Here is a 15828-nt window from a genome sequence, read left to right as displayed (position 1 = left end):
TTTATGCAGACTGCTGCAGGGCAAAGTCCCGGATAAACTGTGCGGCAGCCCCAACTTTCTCGGTTGCTGGAAACTTTTCGGCAACCCACTTGATGGCTCCAGGGTCAAGCTGTAAAACCTCGCCCAAGGTCTTACCTTTGAACTTTGTGATGGGACAAGGCACTTTCATGGCCTGCTCCAGCTTTTCCTCCTGAGTCAGCTCACGGGGAGCGGGCTCCTCAACGGCATAAGGCTCGGCGGGCGGTGACGCATTAGTGGTCGGCACACCCTCGGAAACTGTCTCGGGGAACTCGTCACCAGCCATGGAACAAAGTGTTGATGTACTTGCCCACCGTCTGGCTGTATTGCTCGGGCTTGCTGGGCGATAAACTGGAAAACTGTTTTCGCCCAGCCTGTACCACTTTTTCCAGGGACTGGTGGGCCATCTCTCGGCGTTTCTTGCCGTCAGCATCGGTTTTGGCTCCGAATTGCCGCTCATTAAGCACAGACTTGATGTAGGCGTCAACCAGCTGGTAGTGGTAGCTCAGGTCATCCACCTTCATGCCCATGGGGGCACTTTTGGAGAACGCCTGGAAGGTTTCCAGGACGCAAATGCGGTAGTTCAGCTCCTGCAAGGCCAGGTTCTCCTTGGTCTGCATGGTGTGCTTGGCGATGCGGGAGTTAAAATCCGCCTGCTTTTCTCGGTAAGTTGTGAGAATACTCATTTTGATGCTCCTTTACGAATTTTTGATACGTTTTGCAAGGCAGGTGCCGCGCTTTTCGGTGTCCGTTCGACTGATAGCCATGTACAGAGCACGTTTCTCGCCCACCATAATCACTCTGGACTTGCCCCGGGTGATAGCCGTGTAGGCCAGCGGGCGGGTCAGCATGATGTAGTGCGTTTTTTGCAGGTTGACGATGACCGACTGATACTCCGAACCTTGGGATTTGTGGACGGTAGAGGCGTAGCCCAAGTCCAGCATAGACAACTGGTCAGTGTCGTACTCGACCTCGCGGCCGTCACCAAAGTTGACCCGGATGGTGATGCCCTCAGTGTCGCAGAAAATATCGGTGATATAGCCCACATCGCCGTTGTTGACCTCACCCAGATTCTTCATCTGCATGACTCGGTCACCCAGGCGGAAGACCCTCTTGCCATGAGTGGCCTCGGGCTTGCCGGACGCGGGCGGGTTAATTATGTCGCGCAAACGGAGGTTGAGGGCGTTGGCGCCGGTCGCTGTCTTCTTGCGGTAGGGCGTGAGCAGAGCCACATTGTCCAAGCCGAACTTTTTGACCTCTTGCAGGTACAGCTCCACCACTTTGTCAGCCGAAGTTTCTATGTCCGAGGAATCCACAAACTGAAAATCCTCGCCGAACTCCAGATTGCGAACGCCCTGGCGAATAGCTTTGGCATTGACCGCGATACGGCTCCCAGCCTGCTGGCGGAAAACTTTATCCAGCCGTGCAACCGGCACCTTGCCGCTTGCAATAATTTCGCTGAGCACCGCGCCGGGGCCCACTGACGGAAGCTGGTCGCTGTCGCCGATAAGCACCACCTGTGCGCCCAGACTTATCGCGTCCAGCAGGTAGCCCGCCAGGTAAATGTCCAGCATCGACACCTCGTCCACTAAGACCAGGTCGGCGTCCAGAAGCTCCGGGTCGTTGAAATTGCCGTCTTCGTCGGCCACGAGGTTCAGGGCCTTGTGTATCGTTGAGGCCGGGTGACCGGTGGCCTGCTCCATGCGCCGGGCCGCGCGCCCGGTGGGGGCGCAGCAGCAGATGGTGGCGTTCGGGTTCTGACGGTGGTAGATGTCCAGAATTGCCCGCTGAATCATGGTTTTGCCCGTCCTGGGGCCGCCGGTTATGACAGACAGCCCCTGGGTAAGGGCCATCTTTACGGCCTGCCACTGTTCGGGTGCAAAACGGAGATTCAAGCTCTTTTCCGCACCGTTCAGCTCAGTTTCCAGATTGGTACAGCCCGTTATTTTGGCCTTCAGAAACTGCTGGATTCTCCGGGCTAAGTGGCTCTCAGCATGGACGGTCTTGGTGCGGTACACATATTGATCGTAGGTGGTGAGCTGTCCGCTCTCCACCAGCCGTGCCGCGCGGTTCGCCGCCATCTGAGCGGTGAGGTCGGGTGTGTCCAGCAGCTTGAGGGCCGCTTTGAGGAAAGCGTGCTTCTCCATGCAGAGATGCCCGCAACCCTCGGCCTCGGTCAGGGTGTAAAGGAGTCCTTCGTCCACCCTCTCGGTGGAAAGTTGGTCGAACCCCATACTGGCGGCAATTTTGTCAGCCGTCAGAAAGCCAACGCCCGACAGCTCACATAGTCGGTACGGGTGATTCTTCACCGTGTCCATGGTGTGCTCGGCGTACTCCTCGTAGAACTTGAGAGCCTGCCGTGGCGTGATGCCATGGGGCGCGAGGAACGCGATAATGTCCCGGGCTCCCCGGTTCATAAGGTAGGACTCACGGATTTTTTGTAACTTTTTCTCGGTGATACCCTTGATTTGCAGCAGCTTCTCAGGCTCGGAGTCCAAGATATCAAGAGCCTTAACCCCGAACAGGTCGTAGATTTTCTCGGCAGTCTTTTGCCCGATGCCCTTTATCTGCCCGGAGGCGAGATAGCCGATGACGCCCTCTTTCGTGGGCACCAGCACCTCGTCGTAGCTCTCAACCTCGAACTGGACGCCGAACTTGGAGTTTGTCTTCCAGCGACCTTGCATATTGAAACGGAGATTTTCGGCTGTGGGCAGACAGTAGCCAACGGCCTTTATCTGGGTCAGGATGTTCCCGGCAAGGTCTTTGACCTGTTCGCAGGGGTGGTAAAGAGCCACCATGTAGCTGCCGGGGCTGGGGACGGGCGGATAGATCACCCGCTGAAATTCACATAGCATTTTTGACCTCCCTTTATTTCGGTTGTACGGTCACCTTCACCTTCCGGCTCTCCGAGGCTTTCAGCACCTCGCTATAGACAGCCGGGTACTTCTCTTTCAGCGCCTTGGAGTCAGGCCGACGGGTAGTATTTGTCACAAAGTCAATGAGCAGCTTGTCGCCGGTGGTTTCCAGCACGGCGTGCTCATGTTCCCGCATTATCTCGGCAATGCGCACGCTTTGGGCCTCCACCTCCTTCTCAAATTTTCTTTTATCCTTGTCGCACACCCGGATCTGCTCCTGCAATACGGCAATGCGTCGTAAAGCGGGCTCATACTTGCCGGAGAACTCCATGGTGGGCAGGCCCTTGACGCTGGGCCCGTAGAATTTCGCTAGGGATTCCAAGGCCAGCTTGGGCGCAACGCCGGACATAGTCGGCGGCTTGTCATGCTCAAGACTCCAGATCCACTCGTCAAGGCGCTCGAAGATCTCGTCCTCTTTGGCCTTGTCACGGGTGATCTCCGGGATGGCAATGTCAAAATCGGGATTATTGCCCCAGATTGCCGAGAATGCGCCCAGCTCTACGTCAGCTACCGCCATATAGAAACGTAGCTGCAGCTCGTAGTGCATGGGAATGGCGTCATCGGCCCAGTCCTGAGCTTTATGGTAAGTACAGCTTTTGCACTCCAAGATACCCGGCTCGCCGGTGGGCTTCACGAAGCGCCGGTCAAAGTTTGCTAAGGCGTAAGGGTGGTCGGCGTGCTGGTAGAGATTGGTATCATCGGTGACGGTGTACCCGGTCTTTTTGCCGAACCAATGGGCCGCGACGGGCTCAAGAAGGTGGCCCATCTCCATCTGACCTGCATTGGCGCTCTTGGTGGGCTTGAGCTGCCCCTTCTTGATTTTCCACAGTTCCAGCGGCATCACCCAGGGTGACAGGCCGAAGATTGCCGCCACGTCGCTGCCGCCGACCGTGTAGGGAATGTCACCTTTAGGGCCGTGCATACGGCAGTCGAGCCAATCCTGCTCAGTCATTCTGGCAGTGTTGCAGAGAATAATCGGGGCTGCCATCAGTAGTCCACCCCCTTTGCAAGGTCGTAATCCGACCAGCGGAGGGTCAGGGCCCGGGCCATGTTCTCCTCAACGGACAGGATTTTGCTCTCAGGAGTTCCCTGGGTCTTGAGAATGAAAGGTATCTCCTGCATAGCAAAGTACACGTCGTGGGCCGTGGCGGTGTTGCCGCCCAAAGCCATTTCGTACATGGCGATGGCCTCGACCGCGGCCTTTTTTGGCAGACTCAGCTTCTTGCATACCCGGGTCATAGCGTTTATGGGATAGTCCAGCTCAATCTCCAGGAGCTTCTGCAGTTTGCCCACCAGGTCGCCGAACTGGGCGAAAACCTGGTCAAGAGCGCTCTCGAAGTCGGAGACTTTATGGCCCTTACGGTGGTCTACGGCTACGCACTCGCCGATGTGGATAGGAAACTGACTGCCCATGAGCAGTGCCGAGACTTTCGCCGAGGCCGTGCCGGTGTCAGAAGTCATGAACCGGATGCCCGGAGTGAGTTTTGCCGCAAGGCTTGTCTTCCCCTGGGCAGCCAACAGCTTAGCGTAAGTGCCCAGCAGGTCTTCTTTCTGGTCGGGCATTTCCCAAGACGCGCTGACTATTGAGTGGTCGCAGTAGCCGTCCACAAAGTTGTTGCCGGGGAAACGGCTGTCCAGCTTGGATTTGAGGGTCATGAGTAACTCATCCACCGGTAACACGGCGTAGTCAGACTCGCCGCCGGAGTGGACTGCCGACACCTTCTCATCGCGGATAAGCAGCAGGGCCTCGTCACCGAACAGGGTCATGCAGGCGTTGAGGATGTCCGCCAACTTGTCCCGCCTGAGCTTGGGAAAGGCGGTGCCGCTGATTTTGGCTCGACCGAGAAGACTCTTGTAGGCTGTGTCCCGGACGGGATAGTAGCCGCTGTCCATCTTCATGGCGAGACCGAGATTGTGGGCGGTGTCCTCTACTGCTTCACGGCTGATACCGGGGGCGAAGTAGGACTGATTTGTATAGAGCGGGGCGTTGGTGTCCAGGGGCTCCAGGCAGAGGTCTTTGACCCGGCGGCGCTCCCATTGGCTCTCTTTGGTTTGGTTCTCGTGGTACCCCAGCATGGCGGGGAAGTCCGGGAACGTGGTGAAGAATTTGTCTTGACAGGTTGACATTTTGATACTCCCTTTCTGTTCTTGATTCCAGACAGCTAAAAGTTTTATAGTTTTGCGAAGCAAAATTCCGGTCTTTCAGACCGGAAAATGAAACTTGGAGAGTTGAATTCATTCAACTCTCCTGCTGCCCTTTTGCCAGTACCGGCCCGATTCGGTTGTGAGTGGAAACAAAAAAGTGCCACTTATGATTGCCTAATGCAAACATAAATGACACTCTGTAACTCTGATACTTTGTCCGTTTGGGGAACCTGATACTGTAATATTATTTTATCAGGTTTTCGGGAGATTGTCAATCTTCTTTTGCTGTTCCTGAATGGCAGCGTCCCCCTCCTTGGACTGCTGAATCTGAAGGCTCAGCAGGGCATATATCTTCCCGCGCTCAACAGCGGAGATGTAGCGCTCGTCTTTCCACACAACCTTATACCTCTGCTCCTTGAAAATTCATCCCAATCTTGTAGCTTTAGTATACACGTTTCACGCCCATAAATGAAGGACTTGAAACATTAGGTATAAATGTGTAACATCGGATTTGAGAAGAAAATTTGCAAAAAAAGCAGGGACATCGGCGAACCGATGCCCCTTTAGGTCAATCTTCGCTTTGTTCAGAGAAAATCAGGTCCAGCATTTGCCGGGGCGTAACCACAAAGGGCTTTACCGGGAAATGCTTGAGATTACCGGTCACAAGGTATGCGTCTTCGGTCTTCCGCTGTTCCATGACAACCTCGTAGAAGACTACATCCTTGGGGTCAGGTACTATATCTTCTATCGGGCCTGCATCAATCGGGACGCCGTACCTGATAATTGAATCAAGGATAACCTTGACTGCCCGCGGTTCAAACCTGAACTTGGGGCGGTGCAGGACCTCAGCATATTCTGCCAAAATAGCATCGTTGTATAATGGGATAATACGTCCGTTTCCGATTTCATTCAAAATGTCACCTGGAGCTGAATGAGCTTTAAGAGCAGCGGAAACCAAAACATTGGTATCTATCACAGCATAGTATTTCATTCTGCTCTCCCAGCATCGCGTTCTCTCCTCGCCGCCGCGATTTCCTCGTTGATCTCCTCTAAGGTCATGTCCGCCGTTCCATTTTGCTGGGCTTCATCCTGGAGCTGCTTCAGCGCACGCATAAACCGGAAACGGTCATCCTCTTTGGGAAGGGTCATTCCAAACGGAATCCCATTTACCAGAACAGAGCGCTTCAAAAACATCCTGACGGCGGTAGGAAGGTCGATCCCCAATTCTTCAAACACTGCCGACGCCTGTGCTTTAAGCTCATCGTCGATGCGTACCTGTAATAAGCTGCTTGACATTTCTTTGCCCCCTATCTGTATTTGTTTATACTACAAGTATATGATATTTGTATCTAAAAGTCAATGGTGGCTTTGTAGAAAAGGAAAGGGCACCGGCGAACCGGCGCCCCAAATGATAGGACTAATATTTTTCGCTAAATACTTTCAAAGAACCTTCTGACTACCGTTTGTCCTTAATCTCTTTCCTTCCCTTTTTACACTTCTGTTTTTGCAAAAGCGCCTCCAGGCCATCAAAGCCGGTATCATCACCACTCCCTTTTTCCCTCCGTTTCCGGCAGCGCTCAAGGGCTTTGTCGTAATCATACCCCATCTGCTCGGAAAACTTTCCGGCAATCTTCCGGCAGCGGGCGGCATGAAGCAGGTAAAGCTCCTGCTGGTAACTGGCCTGCTGGGCGGCGACCCGCTCCAAAATACCGGCATAGTCGTAAAGAGCGTTGATGATAATGTACAAATCGCCAACACAGGTATTCAGTTCTAGCATTTCATGCGCTTTACTCTTTTTTGGAATAGCCATATACCGAAGTACGGCTCCTCGTTCGATACCGTCGATCTCGCTCATTTCCACTGTTTCTAGGGTGGAGTCCGCGATTTTCATGCGTACCCCTCCCTAAATCCTAATATGCTTTTTCACAAACGCCGTCAGCTTGCTGGGTAGTTGCTCCAAGTCCGTAATATCCAGAAAAGAATCACCATAAATCCGCTGGATGCTGGGCTTATCATCCCCAATGGCAGCCGCCACAAAGATAACACCCTTGCGCTGGTACTCCTGCTTGATGCCCCGCAGGTCTTCCTCGGCGGCAGTGCCGCTATAGCCAGTATCGGCAGGCTGCCCATCCGAGACCAGAACCAGCAGCTTCACCGCCTCCGGGCGCTTAGAAAGCCGCTCCGCCACAAAGCGCAAAGCCGCGCCATCCCTGTTACTGCCTCTGGCGCCAATGTCCATGAGCCGGTAGCGGTCGTCACTGTCAAAGCCGTCGAACTCGGCGTAGGAATACAGCTCGACCGTGTCCCAGCCTGTGGAATGGCCGTAGATCATGACGGGAATACCCAGGCTGTCGCAAAAGTCATGGAGAATAATAGCAGCAGCCCGGGCATAGGTACAGCGGTCTCCACTGCACATGGAGCCGGATTCGTCCACCAACAGGCCCACAGCAAGCTCAGGTATCTCGTTTGGGAGGTTGTTCTTGTAGAAAGCCTTGCCGTCGTTCCGGCACAGGGCGTGGGTGTCGAGCCTTCTGCCCATCACCAGCCCTGTCTGCTTGCCACCCTGACGGTGCTCCTTGAGCTCCTTCTGAATACTTCGCTGGAGCTGCTCGGAAATCGCCACTAACCGTGGTGCGACAGCGGCGTACTTTTCCATGAGGTCGGTGTCCACGCTGGCGATACGGTTGACTCTGATGTTCACGCCCTGGTGGATGTCGCCGTAGGAGATGTTGTTGGCCATCTCGTTGAGCTCTGTAAGCCGCTCATTTTCCAACTGTTTACAGGCAGCACGCTCGGCCATCTTGTCCAGCATACGGTCGATGTCTGACGCGGCTTTGTCGTACTGCTCACGCTCGTAATCAGCGTTGTACTCAGTAGTGCCACCCACCGGTTCAGAAACGGAGCCGGTCTGGTGGTAGGGGATACGCCCGCCCTCGGAATCTGTAGTGTCTTGCTTACCTGTTTTTACGCCCTCACCTTCCAGGGGTGGCAGATTTTCATCGGACTGGGCGGGGCCTTCCTCAGTGGGCTCGTCCTTGCTGTCATCAGATTCATCATTGCCAGCTTCAGCATCCTCATGGGTCTTGGCACGGCTTGCCACCGTTGCGGAAGCGCCTCCGGAGCTGCCTGCCCCAGGAACAGGCGTGCCGCCGGTTCCTGCCGTGGTCGCACCTGGCATACCTCCCAGGCTCTTTTTGACAGAGTCTGCTATGGACTCAGCCGCCTCCTTCGCTGCCTTGAGCCGTTCACAAAAGTCCTGGATATGCTCCCAACAGCGCACCAGTATCAGGTTTGCAGTGCGTAGCCGGGTCTTGGGATCAGGGTCGATAACCGCCCGGTCGAGCTGGGTTATCAGGTCGAAGGTTGTCTGGATGCGGATATCGTCCAGTTCTTCATCACCGTATTTAATCTTGCCGTACTTCACATAGGATAGCATGACTTCCAAAATACTCTGAAAAATGTGGCACGAGCCGTCGTCCTCGTATTGCTTCAGGTCGGTGACAGCGCCCATCTCCTCCCACATTTTTTCGCGCAAAACAGTAAGCCCAAAGCCCAGCGTACCGGGAAAATCCTTGAGCATACGGTTCTCAATGTAGCCATCCTCCAGCACGTTGGAAATAAAGTGCGATACCGCCTTTACGGCTTCCAGATTCTTTGGGTCAGCCTTGAGATATGCCCACATTGCCTTCTCATTGGCGAAGTCCTCTGGCGTGTGCAGTACAGGCGGCTCCGGGTACCAAAGACCGTGCTCCATATAGTTTGTCTGAGTCTGAGGGAGCAAAAAGTCGGTATACAGCACATGCCCTTATGGCATAATAAGGACAAATCGAAAATCCCAGTGATTTCTAGGGGATTCGGGTTTGTCCTTATTCTTTTTCCATGAAAAAAAGGGCGAAAGGAGGCCAAAATGAACCGGGCAAAAAAGCGGCGTGTCACATTAAGGACAAAATTTTAATCAAGCGTGAAACCATACAATATGAACAAATATAACCGAAAGGAACAAAAAGCATGAGCAAGGTAATCGCAATCTGCAACCAAAAAGGCGGGGTCGGCAAGACCGTCACCACCGTAAACTTAGGCATCGGCCTAGCCCGCCAGGGTAAACGTGTCCTGCTGGTGGACGTAGACGCACAAGGCTCTTTGACCGCCAGCCTGGGCTACCAGCACCCGGACCAGTTAGAGGAAACCCTCTCCACCGTGCTGGGCAAGGTCATAGAGGACAAGCCCCTTCTCCCCGGCGAGGGAATCATCCATCATGAGGAAGGTGTAGACCTCCTCCCCGCCAACATCGACCTAGCGGCAATGGAGGTCACGCTGGTGAACATCATGAGCCGGGAAACCATCCTCCGTGAATACCTAAACACTGTCCGCGACCAGTACGACATCATTCTCCTGGACTGCTGCCCCTCGCTGGGTATGCTTACCATCAACGCCCTATCAGCCGCCGACACGCTTATAATCCCCATGATGGCCCATTACCTCTCGCTGAAAGGCATGGAACAGCTCATGAGGACCATCGGCAAGGTGAAGCGGCAAATCAACCCTGATCTTACCATCAGCGGTATTCTCGTCACAATGGCCGATATGCGGACCACCTACTCGCAGGAAATCGTGGAACTGCTGAGAAATTCCTATGGCAGTCAACTTAAGATTTTCGACACCATCATCCCCCGCTCCATCCGTGCCGCAGAGACCAGCGCCGAGGGCAAGAGCATATTCCTTCACGACCCTTCCGGCAAAGTCTCTGCCGCATATGAAGCCCTAACTTTGGAGGTAGCGTCATGAAAAGCAGCGCGGCGAAAATCCAGATAACTGACCTTGACGCGCTGTTCGGCGGGGCTCCCGCACAAGTCATAGGAGACCAGCTTCAGGAGGTCCTGCTGGCAGAGCTACACCCCTTCAAGGGCCACCCCTTCCATGTGGAGGACGACGAGAAAATGCGGGAAATGGCCGAGAGCGTGGCCCAATACGGTGTTCTGGTGCCTGGTATCGTCCGGCCAAGGCCCGAGGGCGGCTATGAAATCATAGCGGGCCACCGGCGCTCAAGAGCCAGCGAGCTGGCCGGGAAAGAGACCATGCCGGTTATCGTCAGGGATATGGACGATGACGAGGCCACGATTATCATGGTGGACAGTAATTTGCAGCGGGAGAAGATCCTGCCCAGCGAAAAGGCGTTTGCCTATCGAATGAAGCTTGAAGCCATGAAACGCAAAGCAGGTAGACCAAGCAAAGAAAATTCTACCCCAGTGGGGCAGAATTTATTGGGGCAGACTTCAGTGGCAATCTTAGCTGATAATTCCCCTGACAGCAAGTCACAGATTCAGCGCTATATCCGCCTAACCCACCTGCTGCCGCCGCTGCTCCAGATGGTAGACGAAAACAAATTAGTGCTCCGCCCCGCCGTGGAGCTGTCATACCTGACCCAGGAGGAACAGGGCTTGTTGCTGGAAGTGATGAGCAGCCGGGAAATCGTTCCCACTCTGGAGCAAGCCCAACAGTTAAAGCTGCATAGTCAAAACCATCAGTTGACTGACACAACAATAAAGATAGTGTTGGCACAAGGCAAGCCCGGGCCCATGCAGGTCACGCTCAAAAAGAAGTGCCTGAGCCAGTATTTTCCCAAAGACTACACGCAGAAACAGATGGAGGAGGTTATCCTATCCCTGCTGGAAAACTGGAAGTATCAACAGAAAGGGGCTGTGACAGATGGCAGCAACAGCTAGAGTAATCAGCGTTAAGGGCACCGCTTTCGGTCAGGATATGCTGGAGGTCTTAGCTGAGAGACAGCTTGAAAAAGTCTCGTTTTGCGAGTTGGATATCTCGAAATCTATTCTAACCTTAAAAGACCATCTTGTCAATAGGCTCAGCCACGATAACTGGAGAGCTGACCCCGGCCTGTGCCAGCCGGAACTGCGCTACCTCTACCCCATCTACTTCGATTCCGTTCGCGTCCTGCTGGCAGAGTGCGTGGCTGAGTTCTTCCGGACCGGCAGGATATATATGGCCGTGCCGGACCCCTACCGCATGGAGTATGCGGAGCATGAGATAAGAGTGCTGATACTTAGGCCGGAGGAGGTTTCCTCTCTCCTGCGGGCGCTCAGGAAAGTCCAGGCCCCGGGCCATGACCTGATTGCCAGATGGAAAAATCAAGCTGACCAGGAGAGGTGGCTGGAGCACCTCCAAACGCTCCAACAGGCTATAAGCAAATTACAGTAAATACAGTTTCCTGCCCCATTACTCTTTGTGGTGGGGCTATTTTTGTACCCATTTTTAGGAGGCGTCGACCATGAAAGATGATTTTTGGGACATTTGTAACTGCCCGGAGTGCGGTTACTTTAGCTCAGGTAAACCCCACTGCTGCGGTTTACCAAAGCGTATAACGGAGCGGGACAAGCCCTATATCCGGGGGGCCGTGCGGACCTGCCACTGCGTCAATCCCCGCCTGTGGGAATTTTATGAGAGCTTGGGGGCGGGGAAATGAAGGAGGCTTTTGGTCCGGCAAACAATATTGCCGACGGAAAAATGCACCTGCGTTTGGCGGCAGATATGGATAACCGCATAGCGGAGTTAAGAGACAGATTCAATTCCACCGGCGATATGCAGTTTTATTATAAAATTCAGGAATTGAAGAAAATCCGGCGCGAACACCGGGACACGGCGGCGCTCCTGCTGCGCCGGGGCGAGCTCCGGGAGAGGGAAAAAGCGGGAAAGGGGGAGCCTTGCCGATGAACGAAACAGAACGCCTGCACGGATTTTTGGTCAAAAGACTCCCTGAAAAGCCGGAATTTCTTACTATGACACAGGAGGAATTTGAGGACCGCACCCTACAGGCATGGAGCGGCAGCGACGAGGATTCCAGGGTTTCCGCCGCCTTCCGGGGCGGGGAGCGCGAGTGGGAGCTGCTCTGGAACGACGAAAGCTATAAGGTGCGCGGAGCCGTGGCCTGCCGTGCCGGAGAGAAGTACCAGCTCAGGCTTGTGGGCGATGAGGTCGGGCCGGTGAGGAAAAGGCTGGCGGTCTACGGCACGGACAGGGTGCGCCTCGCCCTCATAGAGCACGGCGAAGCGGACCCGGAGGTTATAGAAAATATAGCAAAATTCGGCAATACCGCCGTCCGGCACCGGCTGGTGGACGCGGCCTGGGGGAAACCTCAATTATTGACAAAGGCTGTCCCATATCTGCCCGCCAGCGATATAGAAAGGCTTATGTCACATCCTGACACGGACACGCGGTATAAGGCCGCCGAACACGGCACCAGAGAGCAGTGCCTCCGCTTACTGGCGCTGCCCTGTCCCCAAAATGACATATTCTCAATTACTGCGCGGGAGGCGCTGGCCGAGCGGATAGATGAGCTTGACGCGGTAGCGGACGCTATCAGCTTTGGAAACCAAAAGACACGCGAAAATCATGAAATGGAGTTATAGCCATGAAAAAACTACAGTTAAAGGACCTGCACCCGGAAACTGCCCGGGGCTTCCGTTTCCTTATGGTCCCAAGCGAGCTGATCGAAAACGGGGAATACGCCGACCTGGACGACAGCGCAAAGCTTCTGTATTCAAAAATGATCGAAAGGGCCGGTTGGTCAGCATGTAACGAGGAGAAGTTTTCTGACAAAAGCGGACGACTTTTCATCATCTATACGGTGGAGCAGATGAAGAAGGACCTGCAAAAATCCCAACCCACCATTGTCAAGCTGACGAAGCAGTTGGAGGACAAGGGGCTCATAGAAAAGGTGCGCCAGGGCCAGGGCAAGCCCACGAGAATTTACATAAAGGACTTCTCCTCCGCGCCCCACCATGAGCCGGAGAAGCCCGGAAGTAAAGACCGTGAACTTTCAGAAGTTAAAAATCTTAACTTCAGGGGTTCAGGCGATTTGACCCCGGAAGGTAAAGACTCCGGGAAATCGGACGATTTCACCTCCATAAATGAAGACCCTGAACCTTCAGAAGTTAAAGACGTTAACTTCTTGAAGTTAAATTCTTTAACCTCTAGAAGTAAAGACTCTTTACTTCCAGAAGTTAAAAATCTTAACTCTATATATACAGAGAATATAAAGACAGAGAATAATAACCTCCCCTCCAACCCTCCTGCAGCTAACCCGGAGGGAGGGGTGGACGGAATAATGGAAAATGTCCGTGAGCAGATCGAGTATGACGTTCTGGCACAGGAGTACGGACAGGAGCTCTGCGATGAGGTGGTGGAGATAATCACAGAGGTACGCTGCCGTGACAGCCCCAGAATGAAGATCGGCACAGCGTGGTACCCCATGGACTTTGTGCGGCAGCGGATGGAAAGCCTCACCAGTGACCATGTCAGCTATGTGCTGGACAGCCTGGGCCGGGCAGGACCGGTGCGCAACCCCCACGGGTATTTACTGGCGCTCCTGTTCAACGCCCCCGCCTCCAGCAACACGGCGGTGCAGGCGCTTTATAACGCATATAACGGGTAAAAGACTCCCAAAAATTGGAGGAAACAGCATGAAAGACAAATACATGGACCTAAAAACTGAGTTCACAGAGACCATTTCCGCCCTTTCAGCGGCGACCGGCTGGACGATGGAACAGACCGGGGACGTGCTGGAGCTGGTGCTGTCCGCCGCGGAGAAAAAGGCCAGCCTGACTGCGGCGCAGTACCGGGATAAAGTGAAACGGGCGCGGGTAGAGGCCACGAAGCTCCTGCTCAAAAACTACCGGCAGCTAAAATGGTCCATTGAAGCAGGCACGGAAAATACCCTGGCTATGCTGGAGGATAAAAAGTTCCAGCGGCTCATGGAGCTGGAGGAGAGCGTTGAGAATCAGAATCTGCGCTCCACGGCCCTGCTGACCGCCTCCAACAAGGTGCTCTGGGCACAGCTCAACACAGCCCTGGACTGTTTCCGGGAGTATTGTGAAGCTGCCGCAAGCCAGCAGACAAGGCGGCAGTACCGTCTCGTCTACGAGCGCTATCTGGCCCCCAAGGAAAAGCCCGTGCAGGATATTGTCGAGCTTCTGCACATTGAGCGCGCCCACTTCTTCCGGGGAATTCAGGAGGCGGCGTGCACACTGAGCGTAATGCTGTTTGGCTCCCACAGCCAGGAGGATTTCCTCCTGACTGTGACAGAGGAGACAAAGCACGAAAGGACAGATCAGCTTTGACCATGCAGTTAAAAAAGTTTCTGAATAAGACATTTGCCTATGAAGGGAGAAATTGAATGAACAAAAAAGCACAGACCTTTTCGGGACGCCGCCGCAGTCAGCACGACTTATGCGCTCCTGTCCCGCTGCGGGCTGAACGCGGGCAAGTTTTTCACCCATGAGGATTTCCGGCCCGTGTTCGGTTTCAACACCCCGGACACGGTGGCTGCCCTGGGAACGGCGGTCAGTGAAAACAGCGAACAGGTCCTGCGGCAGATAGAAGCAACAGTCAAGAATGACTGCCTTAGAGGATTCTGGAGGGCTGTTCGACCAGTTTTTAGAAAATATAAATATTTTTAGCGTGGAGCTATATGATGATAATGGACAGGGGATAACAATACCAACAATGCGGGGGAATGAAGCAAGCGCATCAGAAATGGCATCTTCCTCAGATGCCCCTATTTTGTCAAACAGTTTTTACTTTTCCTTTTTCGGCTCTGGAACAAAGTATATGCTTGTTGTTTATGGCGAGGCAACACAAGTGGAAGAGCTTAGGCAAGTATTCTTAAAAATTTCCCCTATTGTATTTATCGCTGCCTTTATCCTTGCGCTATTGGCTTCCACACTGTTTTCAAGGATAATCACATCACCAGTGTTGAGGATTAGCGGTATAGCCACAAAAATGTCGGAAATGCAGTTAGACTGGAAATTAGATGCAAAACGGACAGATGAATTAGGGATATTGGAAAAAAGTCTAAATATCATGTCCCAAAACTTACAGACTGCACTTTCCGATTTGAAAAATGCCAATGCGAAGTTGGAAGAAGATATTGAGCATGAAAAAGAACTGGAACAGGCGCAGATGGATTTTTTCTCTGCCGCTTCACATGAATTAAAAACGCCTATAACGATTATCAAAGGGCAGCTAGAAGGTATGCTGCTTGGAATAGGAATATATAAAGACAGAGAAAAATATCTTTCCCGTTCCTTAGAAGTTGCAAATACACTTGAAGTCATGGTGCAGGAGTTATTAACAATTTCAAGACTGCAAACATCTGGTGCAGATTTAAAAAAAGAGCCATTTGACTGTATGCAGGTCATACAGAGGTATTTAAGAGAAACAGAAGATTTAATTATAAACAAGGATTTGCAAGTGTCCTTAAATGCCCCTCAATCAGTAATGGTAAATGGAAATAGACTTCTGTTGGGGAAAGTATTCTCCAACGTAATAGGGAATGCCATTAAATATTCCCCACAAGAAGCAGTGATTAATATTACAGTCAATTATACGCAAAGCCATTATTTGTTCCAAATAGAAAATAGCGGTACACATATAGCAAAAGAAAACATAGACAAAATATTTGAACCCTTTTACCGTATAGAGCAGTCACGCAGCCGAAAAACAGGAGGAAGCGGGTTAGGGCTTTATATTGTACAGAAAATATTACAGTACCATAATAGTGTTTGTGATGTTTGTAATACGGAAAAGGGCGTTTGTTTTTCCTTTGAGCTTTTATAAAATATAATATTATACTGGATGCGGCGGGATAATTTTATCCTGCCGTATTTGCTATCTACACACAAATCACAAATAAATCCCAAATCTATCACAAAGTCCTCTGCTATACTTCGGATAT

19 protein-coding genes and 1 pseudogene are annotated in these 15828 nt (G+C 52.8%); 10 read left to right on the top strand and 10 right to left on the bottom strand.

What is annotated here, in order from left to right; translation table 11 throughout:
* Position 1: 1 nt before the first annotated feature.
* From ADH66_RS05820 to ADH66_RS05780, 10 genes are all read right to left on the bottom strand, one after another.
* Positions 2 to 304: a hypothetical protein gene (locus tag ADH66_RS05820; protein WP_066534476.1), complete on the bottom strand. Its 303-nt coding sequence runs from the start codon at positions 302 to 304 to the stop codon at positions 2 to 4.
* Entirely contained in the window at positions 294 to 704 is a 411-nt protein-coding gene (locus ADH66_RS05815) for a hypothetical protein (RefSeq protein WP_066534480.1), read from the bottom strand. The genes ADH66_RS05820 and ADH66_RS05815 overlap by 11 nt, the downstream gene beginning before the upstream one ends.
* A gap of 12 nt (positions 705 to 716) precedes the next feature.
* Positions 717 to 2873 (bottom strand): SF1B family DNA helicase RecD2, encoded by a 2157-nt coding sequence (gene recD2 / locus ADH66_RS05810; RefSeq protein WP_066534482.1) that lies wholly within the window; start codon positions 2871 to 2873, stop codon positions 717 to 719.
* 13 nt (positions 2874 to 2886) lie between these two features.
* Positions 2887 to 3921 (bottom strand): YqaJ viral recombinase family nuclease, encoded by a 1035-nt coding sequence (locus tag ADH66_RS05805; protein WP_066534488.1) that lies wholly within the window; start codon positions 3919 to 3921, stop codon positions 2887 to 2889.
* On the bottom strand, positions 3921 to 5060 hold the full coding sequence (locus tag ADH66_RS05800; RefSeq protein ID WP_066534490.1) for a hypothetical protein: 1140 nt from the start codon (positions 5058 to 5060) through the stop codon (positions 3921 to 3923). Before ADH66_RS05800 ends, ADH66_RS05805 begins: the two co-directional genes overlap by 1 nt.
* A 270-nt stretch (positions 5061 to 5330) precedes the next feature.
* Positions 5331 to 5474: a hypothetical protein gene (locus ADH66_RS19910; protein WP_157130582.1), complete on the bottom strand. Its 144-nt coding sequence runs from the start codon at positions 5472 to 5474 to the stop codon at positions 5331 to 5333.
* Between the two features lie 172 nt (positions 5475 to 5646).
* Entirely contained in the window at positions 5647 to 6069 is a 423-nt protein-coding gene (locus ADH66_RS05795; RefSeq protein ID WP_066534492.1) for a putative toxin-antitoxin system toxin component, PIN family, read from the bottom strand.
* Positions 6066 to 6374: a type II toxin-antitoxin system RelB/DinJ family antitoxin gene (locus ADH66_RS05790; protein ID WP_066534498.1), complete on the bottom strand. Its 309-nt coding sequence runs from the start codon at positions 6372 to 6374 to the stop codon at positions 6066 to 6068. The genes ADH66_RS05795 and ADH66_RS05790 overlap by 4 nt, the downstream gene beginning before the upstream one ends.
* A gap of 160 nt (positions 6375 to 6534) precedes the next feature.
* Positions 6535 to 6969 (bottom strand): hypothetical protein, encoded by a 435-nt coding sequence (locus ADH66_RS05785; protein WP_066534502.1) that lies wholly within the window; start codon positions 6967 to 6969, stop codon positions 6535 to 6537.
* A 12-nt stretch (positions 6970 to 6981) separates the two neighbouring features.
* Positions 6982 to 8832, bottom strand: coding sequence for a vWA domain-containing protein (locus ADH66_RS05780; protein WP_084384589.1), 1851 nt, complete (start codon positions 8830 to 8832; stop codon positions 6982 to 6984).
* A gap of 254 nt (positions 8833 to 9086) precedes the next feature.
* Here ADH66_RS05780 and ADH66_RS05775 point away from each other — a divergent pair, with 254 nt between their 5' ends.
* From ADH66_RS05775 to ADH66_RS05735, 10 genes and pseudogenes are all read left to right on the top strand, one after another.
* Positions 9087 to 9863, top strand: coding sequence for a ParA family protein (locus ADH66_RS05775; protein ID WP_066534508.1), 777 nt, complete (start codon positions 9087 to 9089; stop codon positions 9861 to 9863).
* Positions 9860 to 10801 carry a ParB/RepB/Spo0J family partition protein gene (locus tag ADH66_RS05770; protein WP_066534511.1) on the top strand — a complete coding sequence of 314 codons (942 nt, stop codon included), beginning with the start codon at positions 9860 to 9862 and terminating at the stop codon, positions 10799 to 10801. Before ADH66_RS05775 ends, ADH66_RS05770 begins: the two co-directional genes overlap by 4 nt.
* Positions 10785 to 11294: a hypothetical protein gene (locus ADH66_RS05765; protein WP_066534513.1), complete on the top strand. Its 510-nt coding sequence runs from the start codon at positions 10785 to 10787 to the stop codon at positions 11292 to 11294. Before ADH66_RS05770 ends, ADH66_RS05765 begins: the two co-directional genes overlap by 17 nt.
* Before the next feature lie 70 nt (positions 11295 to 11364).
* On the top strand, positions 11365 to 11559 hold the full coding sequence (locus tag ADH66_RS05760) for a hypothetical protein (protein WP_066534515.1): 195 nt from the start codon (positions 11365 to 11367) through the stop codon (positions 11557 to 11559).
* Positions 11556 to 11807, top strand: coding sequence for a hypothetical protein (locus tag ADH66_RS05755; protein ID WP_066534518.1), 252 nt, complete (start codon positions 11556 to 11558; stop codon positions 11805 to 11807). The genes ADH66_RS05760 and ADH66_RS05755 overlap by 4 nt, the downstream gene beginning before the upstream one ends.
* Positions 11804 to 12502 (top strand): hypothetical protein, encoded by a 699-nt coding sequence (locus ADH66_RS05750; RefSeq protein WP_066534526.1) that lies wholly within the window; start codon positions 11804 to 11806, stop codon positions 12500 to 12502. Before ADH66_RS05755 ends, ADH66_RS05750 begins: the two co-directional genes overlap by 4 nt.
* Positions 12503 to 12504: 2 nt before the next feature.
* The gene (locus ADH66_RS05745; RefSeq protein WP_066534530.1) at positions 12505 to 13527 is read left to right on the top strand and encodes a DUF6017 domain-containing protein; all 1023 of its coding nucleotides are present in this window, start codon (positions 12505 to 12507) and stop codon (positions 13525 to 13527) included.
* Positions 13528 to 13555: 28 nt separating this feature from the next.
* Complete coding sequence (locus tag ADH66_RS05740; protein ID WP_066534532.1) at positions 13556 to 14212, top strand: hypothetical protein; 657 nt, start codon at positions 13556 to 13558, stop codon at positions 14210 to 14212.
* A 78-nt stretch (positions 14213 to 14290) separates the two neighbouring features.
* Positions 14291 to 14488: pseudogene (locus ADH66_RS21640) on the top strand (hypothetical protein); the annotation flags it as partial.
* On the top strand, positions 14487 to 15710 hold the full coding sequence (locus tag ADH66_RS05735; RefSeq protein ID WP_066534535.1) for a sensor histidine kinase: 1224 nt from the start codon (positions 14487 to 14489) through the stop codon (positions 15708 to 15710). The pseudogene ADH66_RS21640 and the gene ADH66_RS05735, both read left to right, overlap by 2 nt.
* Positions 15711 to 15828 lie beyond the last annotated feature (118 nt).

This window comes from Acutalibacter muris (genome assembly GCF_002201475.1).
GTDB lineage: Bacteria > Bacillota > Clostridia > Oscillospirales > Acutalibacteraceae > Acutalibacter > Acutalibacter muris.
Note: the sequence above shows the minus strand (reverse complement) of the source record. Positions and strands in the feature narration are given on the sequence as shown.

Coding starts and splice junctions, on each gene's coding strand:
- recD2 (WP_066534482.1), bottom strand. CDS start 2,873: ATGCTATGTGAATTTCAGCGGGTGATCTATCCGCCCGTCCCCAGCCCC.
- ADH66_RS05750 (WP_066534526.1), top strand. CDS start 11,804: ATGAACGAAACAGAACGCCTGCACGGATTTTTGGTCAAAAGACTCCCT.
- ADH66_RS05790 (WP_066534498.1), bottom strand. CDS start 6,374: ATGTCAAGCAGCTTATTACAGGTACGCATCGACGATGAGCTTAAAGCA.
- ADH66_RS05760 (WP_066534515.1), top strand. CDS start 11,365: ATGAAAGATGATTTTTGGGACATTTGTAACTGCCCGGAGTGCGGTTAC.
- ADH66_RS05775 (WP_066534508.1), top strand. CDS start 9,087: ATGAGCAAGGTAATCGCAATCTGCAACCAAAAAGGCGGGGTCGGCAAG.
- ADH66_RS05770 (WP_066534511.1), top strand. CDS start 9,860: ATGAAAAGCAGCGCGGCGAAAATCCAGATAACTGACCTTGACGCGCTG.
- ADH66_RS05780 (WP_084384589.1), bottom strand. CDS start 8,832: ATGGAGCACGGTCTTTGGTACCCGGAGCCGCCTGTACTGCACACGCCA.
- ADH66_RS05735 (WP_066534535.1), top strand. CDS start 14,487: ATGACTGCCTTAGAGGATTCTGGAGGGCTGTTCGACCAGTTTTTAGAA.
- ADH66_RS05820 (WP_066534476.1), bottom strand. CDS start 304: ATGGCTGGTGACGAGTTCCCCGAGACAGTTTCCGAGGGTGTGCCGACC.
- ADH66_RS05765 (WP_066534513.1), top strand. CDS start 10,785: ATGGCAGCAACAGCTAGAGTAATCAGCGTTAAGGGCACCGCTTTCGGT.
- ADH66_RS05800 (WP_066534490.1), bottom strand. CDS start 5,060: ATGTCAACCTGTCAAGACAAATTCTTCACCACGTTCCCGGACTTCCCC.
- ADH66_RS05815 (WP_066534480.1), bottom strand. CDS start 704: ATGAGTATTCTCACAACTTACCGAGAAAAGCAGGCGGATTTTAACTCC.
- ADH66_RS05795 (WP_066534492.1), bottom strand. CDS start 6,069: ATGAAATACTATGCTGTGATAGATACCAATGTTTTGGTTTCCGCTGCT.
- ADH66_RS05755 (WP_066534518.1), top strand. CDS start 11,556: ATGAAGGAGGCTTTTGGTCCGGCAAACAATATTGCCGACGGAAAAATG.
- ADH66_RS05740 (WP_066534532.1), top strand. CDS start 13,556: ATGAAAGACAAATACATGGACCTAAAAACTGAGTTCACAGAGACCATT.
- ADH66_RS05805 (WP_066534488.1), bottom strand. CDS start 3,921: ATGGCAGCCCCGATTATTCTCTGCAACACTGCCAGAATGACTGAGCAG.
- ADH66_RS05785 (WP_066534502.1), bottom strand. CDS start 6,969: ATGAAAATCGCGGACTCCACCCTAGAAACAGTGGAAATGAGCGAGATC.
- ADH66_RS05745 (WP_066534530.1), top strand. CDS start 12,505: ATGAAAAAACTACAGTTAAAGGACCTGCACCCGGAAACTGCCCGGGGC.